17 protein-coding genes and 6 tRNA genes are annotated in these 18,698 nt (G+C 49.0%); 9 read left to right on the forward strand and 14 right to left on the reverse strand.

The genetic code is table 11. The features are described 5' to 3' along the window. Nucleotide 1: 1 nt before the first annotated feature. A complete protein-coding gene (locus tag M1L23_RS01395; protein WP_252625239.1) occupies nucleotides 2–859 on the reverse strand; it encodes a PHP domain-containing protein in 858 nt (285 codons plus the stop codon). A gap of 378 nt (nucleotides 860–1,237) precedes the next feature. On the opposite strand from M1L23_RS01395, the gene M1L23_RS01400 reads away from it, so the two are divergent. The 6 genes from M1L23_RS01400 to trpA are packed head-to-tail and all read left to right on the forward strand — an operon-like array spanning nucleotide 1,238 to nucleotide 7,979. After that, the gene (locus M1L23_RS01400) at nucleotides 1,238–2,851 is read left to right on the forward strand and encodes an anthranilate synthase component 1 (protein ID WP_252625241.1); all 1,614 of its coding nucleotides are present in this window, start codon (nucleotides 1,238–1,240) and stop codon (nucleotides 2,849–2,851) included. Next, nucleotides 2,848–3,522: an anthranilate synthase component II gene (locus M1L23_RS01405; protein ID WP_252625243.1), complete on the forward strand. Its 675-nt coding sequence runs from the start codon at nucleotides 2,848–2,850 to the stop codon at nucleotides 3,520–3,522. The genes M1L23_RS01400 and M1L23_RS01405 overlap by 4 nt, the downstream gene beginning before the upstream one ends. Then, nucleotides 3,515–4,519, forward strand: a complete 1,005-nt coding sequence (trpD, locus tag M1L23_RS01410; protein ID WP_252625245.1) for an anthranilate phosphoribosyltransferase — start codon at nucleotides 3,515–3,517, stop codon at nucleotides 4,517–4,519. The genes M1L23_RS01405 and trpD overlap by 8 nt, the downstream gene beginning before the upstream one ends. Further along, complete coding sequence (gene trpCF / locus M1L23_RS01415) at nucleotides 4,516–5,958, forward strand: bifunctional indole-3-glycerol-phosphate synthase TrpC/phosphoribosylanthranilate isomerase TrpF (RefSeq protein ID WP_252625247.1); 1,443 nt, start codon at nucleotides 4,516–4,518, stop codon at nucleotides 5,956–5,958. The genes trpD and trpCF overlap by 4 nt, the downstream gene beginning before the upstream one ends. A gap of 3 nt (nucleotides 5,959–5,961) precedes the next feature. After that, complete coding sequence (gene trpB / locus M1L23_RS01420; RefSeq protein WP_252625248.1) at nucleotides 5,962–7,161, forward strand: tryptophan synthase subunit beta; 1,200 nt, start codon at nucleotides 5,962–5,964, stop codon at nucleotides 7,159–7,161. After that, nucleotides 7,158–7,979 (forward strand): tryptophan synthase subunit alpha, encoded by an 822-nt coding sequence (gene trpA, locus M1L23_RS01425; RefSeq protein ID WP_252625250.1) that lies wholly within the window; start codon nucleotides 7,158–7,160, stop codon nucleotides 7,977–7,979. Before trpB ends, trpA begins: the two co-directional genes overlap by 4 nt. Here the strand turns inward: trpA and M1L23_RS01430 are convergent. Both M1L23_RS01430 and M1L23_RS01435 read right to left on the reverse strand, forming a co-directional pair. After that, the gene (locus tag M1L23_RS01430) at nucleotides 7,963–8,217 is read right to left on the reverse strand and encodes a hypothetical protein (protein ID WP_252625251.1); all 255 of its coding nucleotides are present in this window, start codon (nucleotides 8,215–8,217) and stop codon (nucleotides 7,963–7,965) included. The genes trpA and M1L23_RS01430 overlap by 17 nt on opposite strands. Nucleotide 8,218: 1 nt before the next feature. Further along, nucleotides 8,219–9,298, reverse strand: coding sequence for an AI-2E family transporter (locus M1L23_RS01435; protein WP_252625252.1), 1,080 nt, complete (start codon nucleotides 9,296–9,298; stop codon nucleotides 8,219–8,221). A 113-nt stretch (nucleotides 9,299–9,411) separates the two neighbouring features. On the opposite strand from M1L23_RS01435, the gene M1L23_RS01440 reads away from it, so the two are divergent. Beyond that, nucleotides 9,412–10,314: a TIGR01777 family oxidoreductase gene (locus M1L23_RS01440; RefSeq protein WP_252625253.1), complete on the forward strand. Its 903-nt coding sequence runs from the start codon at nucleotides 9,412–9,414 to the stop codon at nucleotides 10,312–10,314. Nucleotides 10,315–10,325: 11 nt separating this feature from the next. Here the strand turns inward: M1L23_RS01440 and M1L23_RS01445 are convergent, their stop codons facing one another. Both M1L23_RS01445 and M1L23_RS01450 read right to left on the reverse strand, forming a co-directional pair. Beyond that, nucleotides 10,326–12,854 (reverse strand): ABC transporter permease, encoded by a 2,529-nt coding sequence (locus M1L23_RS01445; RefSeq protein WP_252625254.1) that lies wholly within the window; start codon nucleotides 12,852–12,854, stop codon nucleotides 10,326–10,328. After that, nucleotides 12,847–13,527: an ABC transporter ATP-binding protein gene (locus M1L23_RS01450; RefSeq protein WP_252625255.1), complete on the reverse strand. Its 681-nt coding sequence runs from the start codon at nucleotides 13,525–13,527 to the stop codon at nucleotides 12,847–12,849. Before M1L23_RS01450 ends, M1L23_RS01445 begins: the two co-directional genes overlap by 8 nt. Here M1L23_RS01450 and M1L23_RS01455 point away from each other — a divergent pair, their 5' ends adjacent. Together M1L23_RS01455 and folK are read left to right on the forward strand one after the other, a co-directional pair. After that, a complete protein-coding gene (locus tag M1L23_RS01455; protein ID WP_252625256.1) occupies nucleotides 13,528–14,190 on the forward strand; it encodes an arylesterase in 663 nt (220 codons plus the stop codon). It abuts the gene before it with no gap. After that, a complete protein-coding gene (gene folK / locus M1L23_RS01460; protein ID WP_252625257.1) occupies nucleotides 14,187–14,738 on the forward strand; it encodes a 2-amino-4-hydroxy-6-hydroxymethyldihydropteridine diphosphokinase in 552 nt (183 codons plus the stop codon). Before M1L23_RS01455 ends, folK begins: the two co-directional genes overlap by 4 nt. Here folK and M1L23_RS01465 read toward each other — a convergent pair. From M1L23_RS01465 to M1L23_RS01505, 9 genes are all read right to left on the reverse strand, one after another. Further along, nucleotides 14,622–15,410, reverse strand: coding sequence for an SDR family NAD(P)-dependent oxidoreductase (locus M1L23_RS01465; protein WP_252625259.1), 789 nt, complete (start codon nucleotides 15,408–15,410; stop codon nucleotides 14,622–14,624). The two genes, folK and M1L23_RS01465, sit on opposite strands and share 117 nt — an antisense overlap. 214 nt (nucleotides 15,411–15,624) lie before the next feature. Beyond that, nucleotides 15,625–15,700, reverse strand: a tRNA-Glu gene (locus M1L23_RS01470). Between the two features lie 18 nt (nucleotides 15,701–15,718). Next, nucleotides 15,719–15,793: transfer RNA gene (locus M1L23_RS01475), tRNA-Glu, on the reverse strand. Nucleotides 15,794–15,853: 60 nt separating this feature from the next. Further along, a tRNA-Glu gene (locus tag M1L23_RS01480) sits at nucleotides 15,854–15,928 on the reverse strand. A gap of 34 nt (nucleotides 15,929–15,962) precedes the next feature. Continuing rightward, nucleotides 15,963–16,038 (reverse strand) — tRNA-Ala (locus M1L23_RS01485). A gap of 137 nt (nucleotides 16,039–16,175) precedes the next feature. Beyond that, nucleotides 16,176–16,823, reverse strand: coding sequence for a carbonate dehydratase (gene can / locus M1L23_RS01490; protein ID WP_252625261.1), 648 nt, complete (start codon nucleotides 16,821–16,823; stop codon nucleotides 16,176–16,178). Then, entirely contained in the window at nucleotides 16,823–18,247 is a 1,425-nt protein-coding gene (gene gltX / locus M1L23_RS01495; RefSeq protein ID WP_252625263.1) for a glutamate--tRNA ligase, read from the reverse strand. The genes can and gltX overlap by 1 nt, the downstream gene beginning before the upstream one ends. A 115-nt stretch (nucleotides 18,248–18,362) precedes the next feature. Then, nucleotides 18,363–18,438 (reverse strand) — tRNA-Val (locus tag M1L23_RS01500). A gap of 23 nt (nucleotides 18,439–18,461) precedes the next feature. After that, nucleotides 18,462–18,537: transfer RNA gene (locus tag M1L23_RS01505), tRNA-Val, on the reverse strand. Between the last annotated feature and the right edge of the window lie 161 nt (nucleotides 18,538–18,698).

Consider the following 18,698-nt stretch of genomic DNA (forward strand, 5'->3'; position numbering starts at 1 on the left):
TTCATACTCCCTCGCTTAAATTCCATGCTTCCCATATGGGTGTACATTGTGGCGGCAAAGCTAAATTTTTGCCAAGCTCGCGCCAGCGCCCTGGAAAATGAAAATCAGATCCAACCGAAGCTGCTAAGCCATGTTCAGTGGCTAGTGCGGCTAATTGTAAGCGCTGCTTTGGCTCTTGCTGCCCAGACGCCACTTCAATGGCGTCGCCACCGGCAGCCTTAAAGGCCACGGTTAAACGCCGCAGCCACTTACTAGTTAACTGATAAGCCAATGGGTGCGCCAAGCCAGCACTACCACCGGCCGCATGAATTGCAGCAATGGCTTCATCAATGGTACACCAAGGGGTTGCCACATAAGCACACTGGCCCTTACCCAAATAACGCCGAAACGCGTCTTCCATGTTTTTAACATAGCCATGCTCAACCAAGGCCGCACCAAAGTGAGCACGGGTTAATACCCGGCCAGCATGGGCCACCGGTAAATGCTCTTCTGCCACGCCATACTTTATCAATTTTTCAGCAATGGCTGCAGCGCGGGCGTGGCGGGTATTTTGTTGCCGAGTGGCTAAACCAACCACCGCTTCATGGCTGGTGTCAAAATTCCAACCTAGAATGTGTATTTCAAACTGCTGCCATTGGCAACTAAATTCCACTCCCGAAATAATTGTTGGGGCGCCTTTACCATAAGCAACCGCAGCTTCCCGCGCCAGTGCAACAGCGGCAATGGCATCGTGGTCGGTAATAGCTAAATAGTCGAGCTGCATTTGCGCCGCCCGCATCACCAAAATCGCTGGCGTTAAACTGCCATCTGAAATATTCGAATGGCAATGTAAATCAATCCGTAACGGTGGTTTATTCATTTCTATCATCATGGCTCTATATTACGTGGTTTAGCATTGAAAAAACACAAGTTGCTGCTGAAAATGTAGCCACTCATTTATATAAGGTGTTGACACGCTCGGCGGCACGGGTTAGTTTTTATTATATATTCAACTTTCAGGCTCGTTACACATGACACACTCAGCTAACGTAATAGCATTTTTTCACCCGTGGTGGTGGCATTCGCATAACGCGGGTGCAAGTGTGCTGTGGGTGAAATAAAATTTCGTAAATAATACCTGATAAGCATATAAACCCGCTCCTGTAGCGGGTTTTTTCGTTTCAGGAGTTTATTTTCGGCGTTTTAACGTTCAATCGTTAACCCACCCATGTTCGTTAATAGAAGTGAGTAACTCGTCATGTCTGAGCAACTTCCCTTAGCTAAGCTGCCCTTGTCGCAGACCGCCACAGGTACGGTGGTGCCGGTAGTACTATCCACGCCCTACCATTTCGACCCCTTAGCTACCTTTGCTAGTTTGCGCCAGCCTGAGGGCGAACACCTGTTGTTAGAGTCGGCTGAAATTGACTCCCGCGCAAACCTGAAAAGCTTAATGCTTATCGACGCCTCGTTGCGCTTAGTGGCTAACGGTAACCAAGTTGAAATAACCCCATTAAGCGCCAACGGCAAAGTTATTATAAATTGGCTTGCCACCCAGCTGCCAGCAGCTATTGAACAACAAACAACGGCAACGGGCGAACTACAACTTACTATGCCGCCGCCTAACCCAACTTTGAACGAGCAAGAACGGCTGCTAGCCATAAGTAACCTAGAGCCCCTACGGATTTTACAACACCAGCTTACTAGCACGCGCGAACATCCTTTTGCTATTTTCTTAGCTGGTGTATTTGCCTACGACTTATTAGCTAGCTTTGAAACCTTACCCCAGGTTGCTGCAGGCGCTAACCATTGCCCCGACTACCAATACTATTTAGCGGAAACCTTATTGGTCATTGATCACCAACAACAAAGCGCCGAGCTTATTGGCAGTTTACCCGGAGGCGAACATATCACCGACCGCCACCAACAGCTTTGCCAACGCATGGGTGAAATTCTCTGTCGGCTACAATTTCCAGTGGCCACGGCAACAGCTGCCACCAGCCCCGCGCTAACCACCGAGCTTACGGTTACGCCAACCGACGCCGATTTCATTACCATTGCTGAACAAATGAAAAGTGCTATTGCTGCTGGCGATATTTTTCAAGTAGTGCCTGCTCGCCAGTTTAAACTGCCCTGCCATAATGCTTTGGCCAGTTATCAGCAGCTGAAAGCACAAAACCCAAGCCCGTATATGTTTTATCTACAAACCAAAGCCTTTGAAATGTTCGGCGCCTCACCAGAGTCGGCCTTAAAGTTTAACGCCGCTAATCGCCAAACCGAACTATACCCCATTGCTGGTACCCGCAAACGAGCCCGCAATCAGCAGGGCCAAATTTTAACAGACCAAGACTCGCGGATAGAACTTGAACTACGTATGGACCAAAAAGAATTAGCCGAGCATATGATGTTAGTCGACTTGGCTCGTAACGACTTAGCCCGCATTGCGGTACCAGGCTCGCGCTATGTGGCCGACTTATTAAAAGTCGACCGTTATTCTCACGTTATGCATTTAGTGTCGCGGGTGGTGGCCACTCTAAAACCTGAACTCGACGCCTTACATGCTTATCAGGCCTGCATGAATATGGGCACCTTAGTGGGTGCACCAAAAATAAGTGCCGCTCAGCTTATTCGTCAAGCAGAACAACAACGCCGCGGTAGTTATGGTGGCGCGGTAGGTTATTTAAACGGTAATGGCGACATGGACACCTGTATTGTTATTCGTTCGGCCTTTGTTAGCCAAGGCACAGCTATTGTGCAAGCCGGCGCTGGCGTGGTGGCCGATTCGGTGCCACAAGCGGAACTAAACGAAACAGAACAAAAAGCACAGGCGGTTATACAGGCCATTCTAACCGCCAATGAAGGAGCACAACAATGAACATAAGCTCTCCAGGGCTAAGGGGCACTGTGGTGGTGCTCGACAACCAAGACAGCTTTACCTATAACCTGGTCGATGAGCTGGCCCAGCTTGGCTTGCAGGTTGAGGTGTATCGCAACACTGTGGCCTTAGCCGTAATTACGCAGCGTTTAGCCACATTAACCGCATTAACCGCACCCGTTACCGTGGTGCTGTCTCCAGGCCCTGGCTACCCTAGCCAAGCGGGCAATTTAATGGCGCTCATAGACCATTGCGCCGGCCGTTATCCTATGCTTGGTATTTGCTTAGGTTTTCAAGCCATTATTGAGCATTTTGGCGGTACTATCGGCCCTTGTAGTCATGCCGCCCATGGTAAAGCAGCAACCATTAGCACTACTGAACACCCGCTATTCGGGCCGCTTAACCAGCACCAGTTGGCACCCACCAAGGGTGAATTAACCGTGGCGCGTTATCACTCATTGCAAGCCACTCAGGTGCCAAGCTCGCTTAAAGTAATTGCTCATTATCAAGGTATTCCTATGGCCGTTTGTCATCACCAGCTACCCATCGCTGGGCTGCAGTTTCATCCGGAATCTATTATGACTATACAAGGTAGCGACATCCTGCGCTCTTGCCTTGCCTTCTTAACCCAAACACCAAACCTTGTTAGTAAGGAGTATAAACATGCGTGAACTCGCCCTATTATTAGAAGGCAAAACCATTAGCCAAGCGCAAACCGAAAAGCTGTTTGGTCATCTTATTGCAGGCCAGTTAACCAATGCACAAATTGCTGGGTTACTTATAGCGATGAAAATTCGCGGTGAACTACCGGAAGAAATAGCCGGTGCCGCACAAGCGCTGCGTGCCGCGGCGAAGCCTTTCCCCCGCCCTAATCGGTTACTAGCCGACACCTGCGGCACCGGTGGCGACGCTAGCAATACCATTAACATTTCCACTGCCGCCGCCTTAGTAGCTGCCAGTATGGGTATTGCCATTGCCAAACATGGTAACCGTAGTGTGTCCTCACGGTCGGGCTCCGCCGATGTCCTTGAAGTATTCGGCGTACCCTTAGAAGGCTCGCCCGAACATGATCGGGCCTTACTCGACGAGTTTAATTTCTGCTTTTTATTTGCCCCCCATTACCACCCAGGGGTTAGGCACGCAATGCCCGCTCGGCAAGAACTACGTACCCGCACTTTATTTAACCTACTGGGGCCGTTAATTAACCCGGCCCAACCCGATATTCAATTACTCGGTGTGTACAATCCAGCCTTGTGTCAACCTGTTGCAGAAACGTTAAAACTGCTACAGTGTCAGCGCGCTATGGTGGTGCATGGCAACGGCCTCGATGAGTTAGCTTTACACGGCCACACCCAAGTAACCGAGCTCATTAACGACGAATTAATACAGTACCAATTAAGCCCTAGCGACTTTGGTTTGCCCTATGCCGACGTCGATGATTTACGCGGTGGCGACGCCGATGAAAATGCGCGGCTACTCACCCATGTTTTTGCTGGTCGCGGCAAGCCAGCACACCGACATGCCATTGCTATGAACGTTGCCGCTATTTTATATATGGTCGGTCGGTGCTCATCGCTAAAAATAGGCACTGAAGCTGCCCTTGATCATTTAAATTCTGGCGAAACCCTGCAGCACCTTCGCCGTATGCAACAGAGGTTTGAACTATGAGTAATGTTCTCACACGCATTATTACCCAACGTCACGTTAATTTAGCGGCTATGCAAGAGCACTATCCAGAGCAGCAAGTACGCAAGCGTGCCGCTCTCCTTAGCAAGCAGGTTACTCACCGTAGCCTTATGGCTAATTTGCGGGCACAGCAGCCGGGTTTTATTCTCGAGTGTAAAAAAGCCTCGCCTTCAAAAGGTGTTATTCGTGGCAATTTTAATGCCGTTGATATCGCCCGCATCTACGAACCCTATGCAGCCGCTATTTCAGTGCTCACCGAGCCAGACTTTTTTGCCGGTAGTTTTGATTACTTACAAGCAGTAAGCGAGCAAGTACGTATTCCAGTGCTGTGTAAAGACTTTATTGTCACTGAATATCAAGTGGCCTTAGCCCGCTACTTTGGTGCCGACGCCATTTTATTAATGTTATCGGCCCTAAACGACGACACCTATTTAGCCCTAGTAAACTACGCTCGCGAGCTCAATCTTGAAGTGCTTACCGAAGTGTCAGATCGTAACGAAATGGAACGCGCGGTGCTCTTTGGCGCACCACTAATAGGCATTAACCACCGAAATTTAAAAGACTTAAGCATCGACTTAAACCGCACTGCAGAACTGGCGCCTCTGGCTCCTGCTGGCACCATTGTTATTGCCGAATCGGGTATTCATAACAACACCCAAGTACGGGCTTTAGCCCCTTATGTGCACGGTTTCTTGATAGGTAGTTCATTAACCGCAGCCGACAATATCGACCAAGCGTGCCGCCGGCTTATTTATGGTGAAAATAAAGTGTGTGGGTTAACCCACCCCGATCAGGCCCTCACTGCCTTTGCCTGTGGTGCTTTGTATGGTGGTCTTATTTTTGCCAAACGTTCGCCACGCCTGCTCGAGCAGGCCCAAGCTGCCTTAATTGTGAACCAAGTGCCACAGCTAAGTTACGTAGGTATTTTTAGTGCCGACGACCAACATATCGACATTTTAACCTACAGCTTACGTTTACAGCGCGAACTTAAACTCACCGCTATTCAGCTGCACGACTTTGATCCTGAAGCCGAGTCTACCCGCCAGCTATTAAAACAGTTACGCAACCAAAAACCTGCCAACTGCGAAGTTTGGTTTGCCCTGTCGGTGCATGCACCACTTGAAGCGTTACCCGATTTACCCGTCGACCGTTTTGTCTTAGACCACAGCACCGGGGGTACTGGCCAAACCTTTAACTGGGACTTTATTCCCGCCACTGAACGCCACCGCATGATGCTTGCAGGTGGTTTAGGTATTGATAATGTAGCCGACGCTTTGGCCTTAAAATGCCGTGGCCTCGACTTCAACAGTCGCCTTGAAGTAGCCCCCGGGGTTAAAAACCCAGCGCTAGTACGCGACTTATTTCATACCATTCGCGCCACCATTACCTTAGACGTAACCAAAGATCACAAGGAATCATAAATCATGACCCAGCTTGCTCCATATTTTGGTGACTTTGGTGGTCAATATGTGCCGGAAATTCTTTTGCCCGCACTTGACCAGCTCGAAGCGGCCTTTATTGATGCCCAACAAGACGAGGCGTTCCAAACAGAATTTAAAGGCTTACTAAGTACTTATTTAGGCCGACCCACACCACTTACTCTTATGCGCAACCTTACGGTAGGCAGCCCGGTTAAGCTCTATTTAAAGCGAGAAGACTTACTTCACGGCGGTGCTCATAAAACCAACCAAGTACTAGGCCAAGCACTGCTTGCTAAGCGCATGGGTAAAAACCGTATTATTGCTGAAACCGGTGCTGGCCAACATGGCACCGCTACGGCCTTAGCCTGCGCGCTATTGGGCCTTGAATGTATTATTTACATGGGCCAAAAAGACGTAGAGCGCCAGCAGCCAAATGTGTTTCGCATGGAATTAATGGGCGCCAAAGTGGTTGCTGTTAATACCGGCAGTGGCACCCTTAAAGACGCCGTTAACGAAGCCCTGCGCGACTGGACCGCCAGTTACCCCACCACTCACTACCTGTTAGGTACCGCCGCTGGCCCACACCCATTTCCAACTATGGTGCGCGAATTTCACCGCATGATCGGCGCCGAAGCAAAAGCCCAAGTGTTGGCGGCGGAAGGTCGCTTGCCCGACGAGGTTATTGCCTGTGTGGGGGGTGGTTCCAATGCTATTGGCATGTTTGCCGAGTTTATCGACGAGCCCGGCGTACAACTAACTGGCGTTGAACCCGCTGGTAAAGGCATTAGCTCGGGTGAACATGGTGCCACCATAGCCGCTGGCTCGCCAGGTGTATTACACGGTTGCCGGTCATTTTTAATGCAAAACAGCGACGGCCAAATTGAAGAGTCCTATTCCGTTTCTGCTGGTCTCGACTACCCTGGCGTTGGTCCGCAGCACGCCCACTTACACAGTATTGGCCGCGCCAACTATGTCAGCGTGACCGACGACGAAGCCCTAGCGGCATTTAAGTTACTGTCGGAAAAAGAAGGTATTATTCCTGCTCTTGAATCGGCGCACGCCCTTGCTTATGCCTTAAAGCGTGTGCAAGCGGCCACCAAGCCAGAAATTTTAGTGGTGAACTTATCGGGCCGCGGCGACAAAGACATCGAGCACGTGCGTAAAATTTTTGCTGCACAAGCCAAGGCAGGAGAACAAAAATGAGAAAAAGCATGAGCCGTTATGAGAATTTATTTGCCCAATTAGAAGCCCATCAAGAGGGTGCGTATGTACCTTTTATAACCTTAGGCGACCCCAGTATGGCGCTAAGCGAAGAAATTATTGAAGCCCTTATTGCCGGTGGCGCCAACGCCCTAGAACTTGGCATGCCGTTTTCTGATCCTGTTGCCGACGGACCAGTTATTCAAGCGGCAAACCTTCGGGCGCTGGCTGCTGGTGCCAAAGTAGCCCAGTGCTTTGCCTTGCTCAAGCGTGTTCGGGCACGGCACCCAGACCTACCCATAGGCTTGTTGGTGTACTGTAATTTAGTGCATGCCAAAGGCATTGGTGACTTTTATGCGGCCTGTACTGAAGCTGGGGTCGATTCGGTGCTTATTGCCGATGTGCCCATGCGCGAATCAGCCAGTTATCGGGCCGCGGCCCGGCAACATGGCATAGCGCCTGTCTTTATTTGTCCACCAGACGCTACCACCGAACTACGTCAGCAGGTAGCCGCAGCTAGCGAAGGCTATGTGTATTTACTTAGCCGCGCGGGCGTTACCGGTACCGGGGCAACCCTAAGTTTGCCGGCCCACGAGGCCTTAAGCGAATTAAAGGCGTTTGCCAGTGCGCCCGCTCTACTTGGTTTTGGTATTAGTCAGCCCAGCCATGTGCAAGAAGCCATTGCTAGCGGTGCCGCCGGCGCCATTAGTGGCTCGGCAGTGGTCAGTATTATTGCTAAGTACCAACACCAACCCAACCTTATGCTCAGCAAGCTCACCGACTTTACTCTAGCCATGAAAGCAGCTACACGAAAATATTAATTACACTCGGTGGGCGGGTAATGTTCACCGCACTTTTTAAGTTTTCAATGGGGTAACGAACCGCGGCTCGGTTTAAGTCTTTATGCACACGTAAATAGTCGGCCACCCGAGTGCGTTCACGCTCGGGGGCTTTACGCATGGCATCGTCGCGCTGCAATTTCGCTTTAAAATTACTCCGCTCATTAAATACTTGCCCTGCACCACGCCAATGTGGGCCACTGGTTGCTGTGGGAATCATATTAGCCCTCCTCTTGCTTGGTTTCTGCTACAAACAGCGGCTCGCTTACCACTTCATCGCCGCTTAATAAAATAGCTAGCCAGCGCGTGTCGGGGTTTTCTTGCAAGCCTATTTTTACCATCATAGTTAAAGGCACCGACAATAACATGCCCACCGGCCCAAGTAGCCAACCCCAAAATATCAAACTAAGAAATACCACCAAGGTCGACAAGCCCAAGCGCTGGCCCATAACTCTGGGCTCAACAATATTACCCATAACTAGGTTAACGGCCACAAACACTAAAGCTACAGCGCCTGCCATGGCCGGGTGGAATTGAATCATGGCCATTGTAACTGCCGGTACGGCGGCTAAAATTGAACCTATATTAGGAATGTAGTTCAATAAAAATGCCAATACGCCCCACAGCGCAAAATGATCGATGCCCATCAACCATAACGTAGCACCAATAAGAATTCCCGTGGCTAAACTAATGGCGGTTTTAATGGCTAAATACTTATTTATGGCGTGCAACAACGAAGTTAACGACTTCAACTGACTGTCGACCCGATCAAACGCTAGGGCAATTTTTCGCGGCATATTGGCCGCTTCGCCTAAAATAAACACCACTATAAGTATTACTAACAATGAATTGGTCATCATGCCGCCCAGCCCAGAAAGCATGTTTACCATCAAGCTCACTAACCGATTCGGATCGAGCTGACTTTGTAAAACGTCAATATTAATATCAATATTGAAACGCCCCATAAAAGCCACAAACCACTGAAACTGTTCTATCGATCGTGCACGGTAACTAGGAAAACTGGCTAAAAACTCATTTACCGACTGCACAATTAGCATACTAAGAAAAAAGCCAAAGACTGAAATAACCACAAAAACAGCCGTAATGGCAAGAAAGTTAGGTAAACCGCGGCGGGCAAACCAAATCAACATGGGCTGCATAATAATGGCAATGAAAATCGCCAAAAATAGTGGCACCACAACCACACTGGCTGCCTTTATACCAGCCAAAACAATAACCACCGCGGCAGCTACTAAAAATATGCGGCTTACTGGGCCAAGTTCACGTTCTGATCCATTCACGGTTATTTTTCCTATTCATTATTATATTCGCAATTTAATTTACACCAACTATGGCTGTTGTTGCTAGTCGCTGACAGACCACCTAGACTGAAACGACAGTATAAGGAGTCAATATGAAGATTTTATTTACCGGTGGCACCGGTTTAATCGGCTCTGCATTTATTAACCGCTTTGCCTACCAACACCAATATACGGTGCTTACACGTGACCCTGCTAAGGCTAAAAAAATTTTAGGCCCTCAGGTTCACACCATTACGCGGCTCGACTCACTCACAAACCTCGACTCGTTCGACGCAGTTATTAATTTGGCCGGCGAACCTATTGCCGACAAACGCTGGACCGCAGCCCGTAAAGCCCAACTTGAACACAGCCGGTGGGTTATTACCAACCAACTGGCCGCTTTAATGAACCAGTCTAGTATGCCACCTAAGGTGGTTATTTCTGGCTCAGCAGTGGGTTATTACGGTCGCCAAGGCACCACCCAAGTCACGGAAAGTAGTTATAGTGCATACCCAGAATATAGCCACCTGCTGTGCCGCAAGTGGGAACAAGCGGCCCAACAATGTGCAGCCGTAACACGGTTGTGTATTGTTCGTACCGGCATTGTGCTTGCTGCCAAAGGCGGTGCTTTGGCCCGCATGGCTCTGCCTTTTAAATTAGGCTTCGGTGGCCCTATTGGCAGCGGAAAGCAAATGATGTCGTGGATTCATCTCAACGACATGGTAAGTGTATTAGCCTATTTACTTGAGCACGAACAATGCCAAGGCAACTACAACGCCACGGCACCTGTACCAGTCAGCAACCGCGAGTTTAGCCAAACTCTAGCAAAGGTACTGCGCCGCCCTTGCCTGTTCACCGTACCTGCAGTAGTGCTGCGCACAGTATTTGGTGAAATGGCCGACATTATTTTAACCGGCCAAGCGGTACTGCCCGAGCGCTTGCAACAAGAAGGTTTTACTTTCCAATACCCAAGCCTCGAGCCAGCCTTAGCCAACGTACTAAAACCAAACGAATGAAAAAATGCACTCTAGTTAAGGTTGCGTATTAACGCTGCGGTACGCTTAGCCAGTAGCCGCCGCGTAGTCAACCAACCTAAACTAGCCACCACCAGGGCGCCAATGCCAGGGCCTAATAACCAAAAGCGTACATGCAGCGTAGCGGGCATAGCAAATACTTGGGTTTGTAACACATAAATGGTTAATTCCATGGCCAAAGCGGCAATTAAGCCTGCCAAGGCCCCCAGTACAATAAATTCATAGGTAACCGCTTGCGCCAACATGCGGCTACGGGCACCTAAGGTACGCAAAATAACCAGCTCTTGCTCGCGCTCTTCCAACGACGCTTGCACCTGGGCCACCAGCACGAGCGCACCGGCAAACACCACCAAAAACATAACAAAGGTAATGGCTAACGACACATGGCCAATAACCGCCCGTATTTGCTGAATAATACTGTCTACGTCAATTAGCGACACCTGCGGGAAGTCGCGAAACAAACTATATAATTCGCTATTTCGTTCGCTCGGCAAATAAAAACTAGCAATATAGGTCACCGGAATGTCGGCAAAGGCCGCAGGGCTAAAAATCAAATAGAAATTTGGCTGCATGCTATTCCAATTCACTTCACGAATATTGCTTACGGGCACAGTAAATTCTTCAGCCCCAACTTGCATAGTAAGCACGTCGCCTACAACAATGTTCAAGCGCTTAGCCACCCGCGATTCCACCGACACACTTTTATGCGGCTGAGCATTACTCGCTTCGGTGGGCCACCAAGAGCCTGCTACAACTTTGTTTTCCGGTGGAACCGTGTGGCGCCAGGTTAATTGCAGTTCACGGCCAAAGCCTTGGCGCAGTTCTGTTTGGCCGGCCTCTTCGCGATCAGACTTATTCACCGCATCAGCCACCAGCTCGCCATTTACCGCCATTAACCGCCCAGGCGTAAGCGGGTATAGGTCTGTTGCCTCTATTTGCTCGGTTCTGAACACTTCTTGCAATGCGGTTACTTGTTGCTCTGCCACGTTAATAACAAAATAATTCGGCGCATTTTCGGGTAGTTGGTTTTGCCAGTCTTCCAACAGTTCGTTACGGAGTGCTAACACCAGCAAAAACAGCATAATTGCGGTGGAAAAACTTAGCATTTGTAAACTGTTTTCACGGGCGCGGCGCTGCATATTCGCCATGGCCAAACGCCAACTACTACCGGCTTGCATGCCTGCTTCACGGCTCGCGCGAATAAATAGCCGGCCAATTAACAGCAGTACCACCGTGGCAACAATACCGCCGCCAAACAGCGCAGCCGACAACAGCCAGCTACGGCTATACAGCACCATTAATACATAAATTGTGGCACCACTAAATACCCAATGTAACCAGCGGCCTAAATCACTGCCGTCGAGTTCACGGCGCAATACCCGCAACGGCGGTATACGCATTAAACGTAACAACGGATAAAGGCTAAACATTAAGGCTGCCAGCAAACCGGTAATAATGGCTAACCACCAAGGGCCTTGGCTTGCTGCTGGCAACACATAACCTAGTTGGCTACCGACAAAACTTACTACTACGAATTGCAGCCCATAGCCCAGTGCCAAGCCAGCGGCAATGCTAAATACACTTAGTAGTAATAAGTGCGCAGTAAATACTCGGCTAATAAAGCTGCGCGTGCCACCTAAAGTTTTCATAATGGCCACGGCGTCGTAGTTGCGCTGGCAATAGCGCTGTGCGGCCACGGCTACGGCGGTAGCGGCTAACACCACACCAAGTAAACTAGCTAAAAGCATAAAACGTTCAGCCCGCTCTAAAGCCGATGCCAAGGGCGAATCGTCGTCGCGAATACTACGCCAGCGTTGGTTTAAATCATCTAACTGTGGCACTAACCAGTCTTCGTAAGCTGTTATTGCTGCTGGCTCGCCGGCAAATAAGTAATTATAACTCACCCGGCTGCCCGGCTGAATTAACTGGGTAGCAGCTAAATCGGCATACTGAATAAGCACCGTGGGGCTGTCGTTAAACACATTAAAGCCAGCGTCGGGCTCCTTGGTAAGCACCTTGGTAACAGTAAATTGCTTTGCTCCCACTTCAATCACATCGCCTAAGGCCAGCGGTAATTGCTGAAACAAGCCCGAATGTATCCAGGCTTCACCTGGCCCAGGCAAGTACGCAGTTGCCGCCCCTGCAATAAAAGGTTGCTCGGCAACTTCTAGCTCGCCCCGTAATGGGTATTTTGCCGTGACCGCTTTAATGTCGGCCAAAGCCAATTGTTCATGGGCAAAAACCATCGAATTAAAGGTTACCCGCTCGGCATAATCAAGCCCTTGTTCTGTGGCCTGCTCTAACCAAGCTGGGTTAACCTGCTGACGGGTCGACAACACTCTATCGGCGGCTAAAAACTCACCGCTGCGGGCCACTAAGCCACCCTGCAAGCGCTCACTAAAAATAGACAGCGACAACACCGCCGTTACCGCCAAAGTAACCGCTAAAGCCATAACGGTTAATTCGCCCCGGCGCAGTTCGTGGCGTAATAGGCGCCAGGAAATAACCAACCAATTACTCATGGCCAGCGGGCTCGGTTAAATAACCACTGTCAATATGCACTATGCGCTGGCATTTTTTAGCTAAGCGGTCGTCATGGGTAACAATAATTAGGGTGGTGCCAAATTCTCGGTTTAAGGCAAACAGTAACTGTTCAATTTTCTCGCCCGTATGGCGATCAAGATTACCCGTGGGCTCGTCGGCAAATAAAATTTCTGGCTCACCAATAAATGCCCGAGCAATAGCAACCCGTTGCTGTTCCCCACCAGACAGTTGGTTGGGGTAATGGTCAAGCCGGCCGCTTAAACCTACTTTTTCCAGTAATTCCCGCGCTTGCGCTTGCGGGTTAGCGGCCCCAGCAAGCTCTGCTGGCAGCATTACGTTTTCCAATGCAGTTAAGCTTTGTATTAATAAAAACGACTGAAAAATAAAACCTATTTTTTCACCGCGTAAAATAGCCCGTTGCTCTTCATCCAATTCTGATAAATTTACGTTATCAATAGAGATATGCCCCGAACTGGGTAAATCTAAACCGGCTAACATAGCCAGCAAAGTTGACTTGCCCGACCCCGACGCACCGACTATGGCAAGCGTTTCTGCCGCGTCAATGGTAAGGTCAATACTAGACAATATATCTAGCCGACCTGCGTTGGTAACAACGTGGCGGCTTACCGAGTGAGCTTGAATAACTGCCATATGAAAAAAAAGTCCTTTAATGTTGCGTTGTTTTTATTACTGTTGTGCTTTATACGCCCTGCAGCAGCAAATGTATCACTGCTTATTTTAGGCGACAGTTTAAGTGCCGGTTACGGTATTGCAGTTGCCGACAGCTGGCCAAGTGAAATACAGCGGCGCTGGCAAAGCACGCATCCTGAATTCAAACTTATTAACGCCAGCATAAGTGGCGAAACCACCGAAGGGGCCCTACGGCGCTTGCCCGCACTTATTGAACGGCACCAACCCCACTGGGTGTTTATTGAACTCGGCGGCAACGACGGCTTGCGGGGCTTTAACTTGTCAACCATGGCCGACAACCTCAAACAAATAATTACCTTATTGCAAGCTAACAATATACGTGTGGCCCTAAGCGAAATTGAAATTCCACCCAACTTAGGCCCTCGTTATACCCAGCTTTTTAATCAAACCTTTCATAATCTTGCCGCTAACAACGAGCACATCGTACTGATTCCATTTTTTGTTCGTCACATTGCGGTGCAGCCCGAATTAATGCAAGCCGATGGTATCCACCCTAATCGCGACGCACAAGTACAGATTGCCAACCTAATGGAACCACAATTACGCCAACTGTTATTAAGCAAAGAATCAAAGCAACAAGCAAAGGGAGGGAAGCAAGAATGACCTGGCATTATTTAAGTTTAGGCAGCAACTTAAAACCTGAACATAATTTAACGCAGGCTATACGTGCCTTAAGCGAGCGCTTTGGTGAGTTATTGTTATTACCGGTAGTGCGTACCCAGCCCTGTAATATGAACTCGGTGCACGACTTCCTTAACACCTTAATTGTTGTTCACAGCGCGCTTGAACCCGCTGCGCTAAAACAACATTTTAATAGCATGGAAGAAAACGCCGGCCGCGATCGCAGTGATCCTGAGCGCGGCAGCAAAGATCGCCCCTTAGACATCGACATTTTAACCACCAGCAGCAGCCTTAGCTTAGCGCCTTTTTATGCCAGCACCGAGCCCTACTGTTTAGCCAGTGTGCAAGCCTTAGTGCCGCCTAGTGCGGCCCCTGCTAGCAATACCGTAGCGTTAGCACTTACCGCCACACAATTAGCCGGCCAACGAGCGGCCACCATCAACGCGAACCACGGCAGCGGTCATATACTCGTTGTCGAGAATACTATAGATAGCCTTCTCCAACGCCTCGAAGCCGCCTTCAGTTGCTAGTAAAGTTTCACTCAGTACTTTCTCTTTATCGGCGGCACTATGCTCAGGTAAAAACTTCACTGGCCCAGGTTGAATTGCATTTACACGTACTTTAGGTGCAAGTTGTTTGGCAAAGCTTAGCATTAAATTTTCTGCCCCAGCTTTAGTCGAGCAGTATAAGGCGTAGTTCGGGTTCGGATTGTTCACATAAATATCGGTAATATGAATAATATTGCCAGTGGGGCGAACACTGTTAGCAAGCGCCGTAGCGAATAGTTGATTAAGCCGTGCCGGCGCCTTCATGTGAATACGAAATAAACGGTCGTAAAAACTCATCATAGCTGCCCCGTCTTGGGCATGGGCTTGGTCCTGCTCGTAAATAGAAGCGTTGTGCAGCACAAAATCAATCCCTTCATGGCGCGCTAAAATGCTCTGCGCCACCTGCTCAACGTTTTCATCGTCAAGCAGATCACACGACACCCGCTCTAAGCGCTCTGATTCGATGCTAGCAAGGCTTTCTGGCTCAACCGCTGTAGTTTTGCAGCTGCCGCGGGTTAAGGCCACTACGTGCCAACCATGCGCTAATAGCGACTTGGTCATTAACAAGCCTAACCGCCGCCCTGCTCCTGTTACCACCGCAACAGGTCGTGCGCCGCACAATTGATAAGTTGAACTGTTTTGATTATTCGACATAAAAATTCCGCCATCGATAGCTGTGGTGTTATTTATACACTCATTCAAATTAGGTAATGAGTTTACGCTAAATAAACAGAATTAGATCGGCAACAGCAAAGCAGCGCTATTGGTTAGCAAGCTGAATTATGTAGATAGTTAAACTGTGGGGTTAAACCGAGTGTGTGCGAAGCGTAGTAGAATAGTTTAAAACAAAAGGCATGGGTAAAAGAGATGGCGTCCCCTAGGGGGTTCGAACCCCTGTTACCGCCGTGAAAGGGCGGTGTCCTAGGCCACTAGACGAAGGGGACACAGAAAGTTAAGTAAGATGGCGTCCCCTAGGGGATTCGAACCCCTGTTACCGCCGTGAAAGGGCGGTGTCCTAACCGCTAGACGAAGGGGACGCTGACTTACCTTATCTTATTCTCTTTTGCTCGAGGCCAATACTGGCTTCGGTTGTGAATTGGCGTCCCCTAGGGGATTCGAACCCCTGTTACCGCCGTGAAAGGGCGGTGTCCTAACCGCTAGACGAAGGGGACGCAACATATTCACAGTGCAAAGCTTACAAAAGTTTGGTGGAGCTAAGCGGGATCGAACCGCTGACCTCTTGCATGCCATGCAAGCGCTCTCCCAGCTGAGCTATAGCCCCATCACTTTTGAAACTTTTTGCTTTCAGGCAAACTGCCCTGACAGCGAGGCGCATTCTAGAAACAGCCGACCTTGGTGTCAACCCTTTTTTCTTAATATGCGTTCGTTTGGCTATTTTTGTAGCGACTTGGTCGTTAATTAGTCACCCGACTCCGCATCTGGCTCAAATTGGTAGATGGGTGCAATGCTATCCATACCGTCAATTGTCACCTGCAAGTCGTGAGCAATACCGTCTTTAATACTATAAATCCAGCCGTGAATGGCTAACTTTTGCCCTTTCGCCCACGCTTCCTGAATTATATAGTTATGCGACAAGTTATACACTTGCTCAATAACGTTCAATTCACACATGCGGTCAAACTGGGCCGACATGGGTAAGTTAGCAATATCGCTTTCATGGGCCCGATAAATATCTTTAATCGGGTGCAGCCAGTGGTCAACAATACCATGGCGGCAAGACTCTAGCGCGGCAGCAACACCACCACAACCATAATGCCCAACAATTAAAATATGTTTTACCCGTAGTTGCGTCACTGCATATTCCACTACAGCTAAACAATTAAAATCCGTTTGTATTACTTGGTTGGCCACATTTCTATGAACAAACAACTCACCTGGGTCCATCCCTACGATTTCGTTTGCAGGCACACGGCTATCAGCACAGCCAATCCATAAGTATTCTGGATTTTGTTGATTCACTAAACGTTCAAAAAACTTAGGATCTTGGGCTTTTTTATTGGTTGCCCACTGCACGTTATTCGCTAGTAACTCACGAATTTTCGGCATTAGCTTTGTTCCTCTCGGCTGTTAATAAACTCAAGCGCTAAGCTTATACGCGCCACCACCGTTGCTTGTGGAATTAACGCTAAAGTTGCATCTAACGCAGGTGAATTACCACCACCGGTTACCGCTACCCGCAATGGCATGCCAACTTTGCCCATGCCTACCTCGAGCGCTGCACAGGTAGCTTGTATGCTGGCTTGAATATTTTCAGTGGTCCATTCTGTTAACGCTTTTAGGCGCTGCTGAATGTCTACCAGTACGTTTTTGGCTACCGGGCGTAAATGTTTTTGCGCTGCGTTTGCTTCAAAGCCAGTAACTGGGGCGTAGAAATAGCTACTAATTTCGGCCATTTCCTTCAGGGTTTTTACCCGCTCCGCCTGTAGCTTGACTACATCGACCAGTGCTGGTCCGTCCTCAGTCGACACCCCAAGGTTGTCAAAATGCCACAATAATTCTGCTGCAACCTGCTCTGCAGGCAAGGTTTTCATATAGTGTTGGTTCAGCCAATTTAGCTTTTCCGTATTAAAAGCCGAGGCGGCTTTATTAATATCGCTCAGCTTGAAATATTGAATCATTTCTTCGCGGCTAAACACTTCCTGATCACCATGCGACCAGCCTAAACGTACCAAATAATTCAGTACCGCTTCTGGTAGGTAACCATTGTCGCGATACTCTGTCACACTCACCGCACCATGGCGTTTAGAAAGCTTCTTGCCATCGTCACCTAAAATCATCGCCACGTGGGCATATTCAGGTAATGGCGCACCTAAAGCCCGTAAAATATTAATTTGCCGTGGGGTGTTGTTAATATGGTCTTCACCACGCACCACATGGGTAATGCCCATGTCCCAGTCATCTACCACCACACAAAAGTTATAGGTTGGCGTGCCGCCGGTGCGAGCAATAATCAGGTCGTCTAATTCCGTATTGGCAATTTCTATGCGCCCACGCACATGGTCATCGAACACCACACTGCCTTCTTGTGGGTTACGAAAACGAATTACAAAGGGTTGGTCTGCTTTTTCCGCATGTTCTGCTGCGGTTAAGTTACGACATTTGCCGTCGTAACGGGCTTTTAAGCCAGCCGCCATTTGCTCTTCGCGCATGGTTTCTAAGCGCTCCTGCGAGCAATAACATTTGTAAGCTTTATCTTCGCCCATTAATTGTTCAATCAGTTCGCCGTAACGGGCAAAGCGCTGGGTTTGGTATATAGGCTCTTCGTCCCAGTCTAAACCAAGCCATTTCATGCCAGCAAAAATGGCATCAATAGCCTCTTGAGTAGAACGTTCACGGTCCGTGTCTTCAATCCGCAATAAAAATTTACCGCCCGCGGCACGAGCCACCAGCCAAGCATAAAGTGCAGTTCGCGCACCACCAACGTGTAAATAACCAGTAGGACTAGGAGCAAAACGAGAGACAACAGACATGAGTAATTTTCCTGCTTCGGAGTTCAAATGCGTAAATTCAAAAAATTAGCGAAGATTATAGCAGAAAAAAAATGGGGTCAGCGCATCATATCTGCTCTGACCCCATCTTTTATTTTGGTGGATGGTACTGGGCTTGAACCAGTGACCCCCGCCTTGTAAGGGCGGTGCTCTACCAACTGAGCTAACCATCCGAATGTGTACCACCATGTAAAATTGGTGGATGGTACTGGGCTTGAACCAGTGACCCCCGCCTTGTAAGGGCGGTGCTCTACCAACTGAGCTAACCATCCATCTGTTGTTATTCATTCCCTGAACAACGAGCGCTATTATAGGGGCGTAACAAAAACTGTCAACTATAGATGCACTCTTTTTCCCTGGTTTTCGTTCAACTGCTGAAAAAAGGAGCATAACGGCCATAACTCAAACAAATCTGCGCCCTATTTAACCTACT

Source organism: Aliidiomarina quisquiliarum (genome assembly GCF_023922585.1).
GTDB lineage: Bacteria > Pseudomonadota > Gammaproteobacteria > Enterobacterales > Alteromonadaceae > Aliidiomarina > Aliidiomarina quisquiliarum.

Coding starts and splice junctions, on each gene's coding strand:
- M1L23_RS01400 (WP_252625241.1), top strand. CDS start 1,238: ATGTCTGAGCAACTTCCCTTAGCTAAGCTGCCCTTGTCGCAGACCGCC.
- M1L23_RS01455 (WP_252625256.1), top strand. CDS start 13,528: ATGAAAAAAAAGTCCTTTAATGTTGCGTTGTTTTTATTACTGTTGTGC.
- folK (WP_252625257.1), top strand. CDS start 14,187: ATGACCTGGCATTATTTAAGTTTAGGCAGCAACTTAAAACCTGAACAT.
- M1L23_RS01430 (WP_252625251.1), bottom strand. CDS start 8,217: ATGATTCCCACAGCAACCAGTGGCCCACATTGGCGTGGTGCAGGGCAA.
- trpD (WP_252625245.1), top strand. CDS start 3,515: ATGCGTGAACTCGCCCTATTATTAGAAGGCAAAACCATTAGCCAAGCG.
- M1L23_RS01405 (WP_252625243.1), top strand. CDS start 2,848: ATGAACATAAGCTCTCCAGGGCTAAGGGGCACTGTGGTGGTGCTCGAC.
- gltX (WP_252625263.1), bottom strand. CDS start 18,247: ATGTCTGTTGTCTCTCGTTTTGCTCCTAGTCCTACTGGTTATTTACAC.
- M1L23_RS01445 (WP_252625254.1), bottom strand. CDS start 12,854: ATGAGTAATTGGTTGGTTATTTCCTGGCGCCTATTACGCCACGAACTG.
- trpA (WP_252625250.1), top strand. CDS start 7,158: ATGAGAAAAAGCATGAGCCGTTATGAGAATTTATTTGCCCAATTAGAA.
- trpB (WP_252625248.1), top strand. CDS start 5,962: ATGACCCAGCTTGCTCCATATTTTGGTGACTTTGGTGGTCAATATGTG.
- M1L23_RS01465 (WP_252625259.1), bottom strand. CDS start 15,410: ATGTCGAATAATCAAAACAGTTCAACTTATCAATTGTGCGGCGCACGA.
- trpCF (WP_252625247.1), top strand. CDS start 4,516: ATGAGTAATGTTCTCACACGCATTATTACCCAACGTCACGTTAATTTA.
- M1L23_RS01395 (WP_252625239.1), bottom strand. CDS start 859: ATGAATAAACCACCGTTACGGATTGATTTACATTGCCATTCGAATATT.
- M1L23_RS01450 (WP_252625255.1), bottom strand. CDS start 13,527: ATGGCAGTTATTCAAGCTCACTCGGTAAGCCGCCACGTTGTTACCAAC.
- M1L23_RS01440 (WP_252625253.1), top strand. CDS start 9,412: ATGAAGATTTTATTTACCGGTGGCACCGGTTTAATCGGCTCTGCATTT.
- can (WP_252625261.1), bottom strand. CDS start 16,823: ATGCCGAAAATTCGTGAGTTACTAGCGAATAACGTGCAGTGGGCAACC.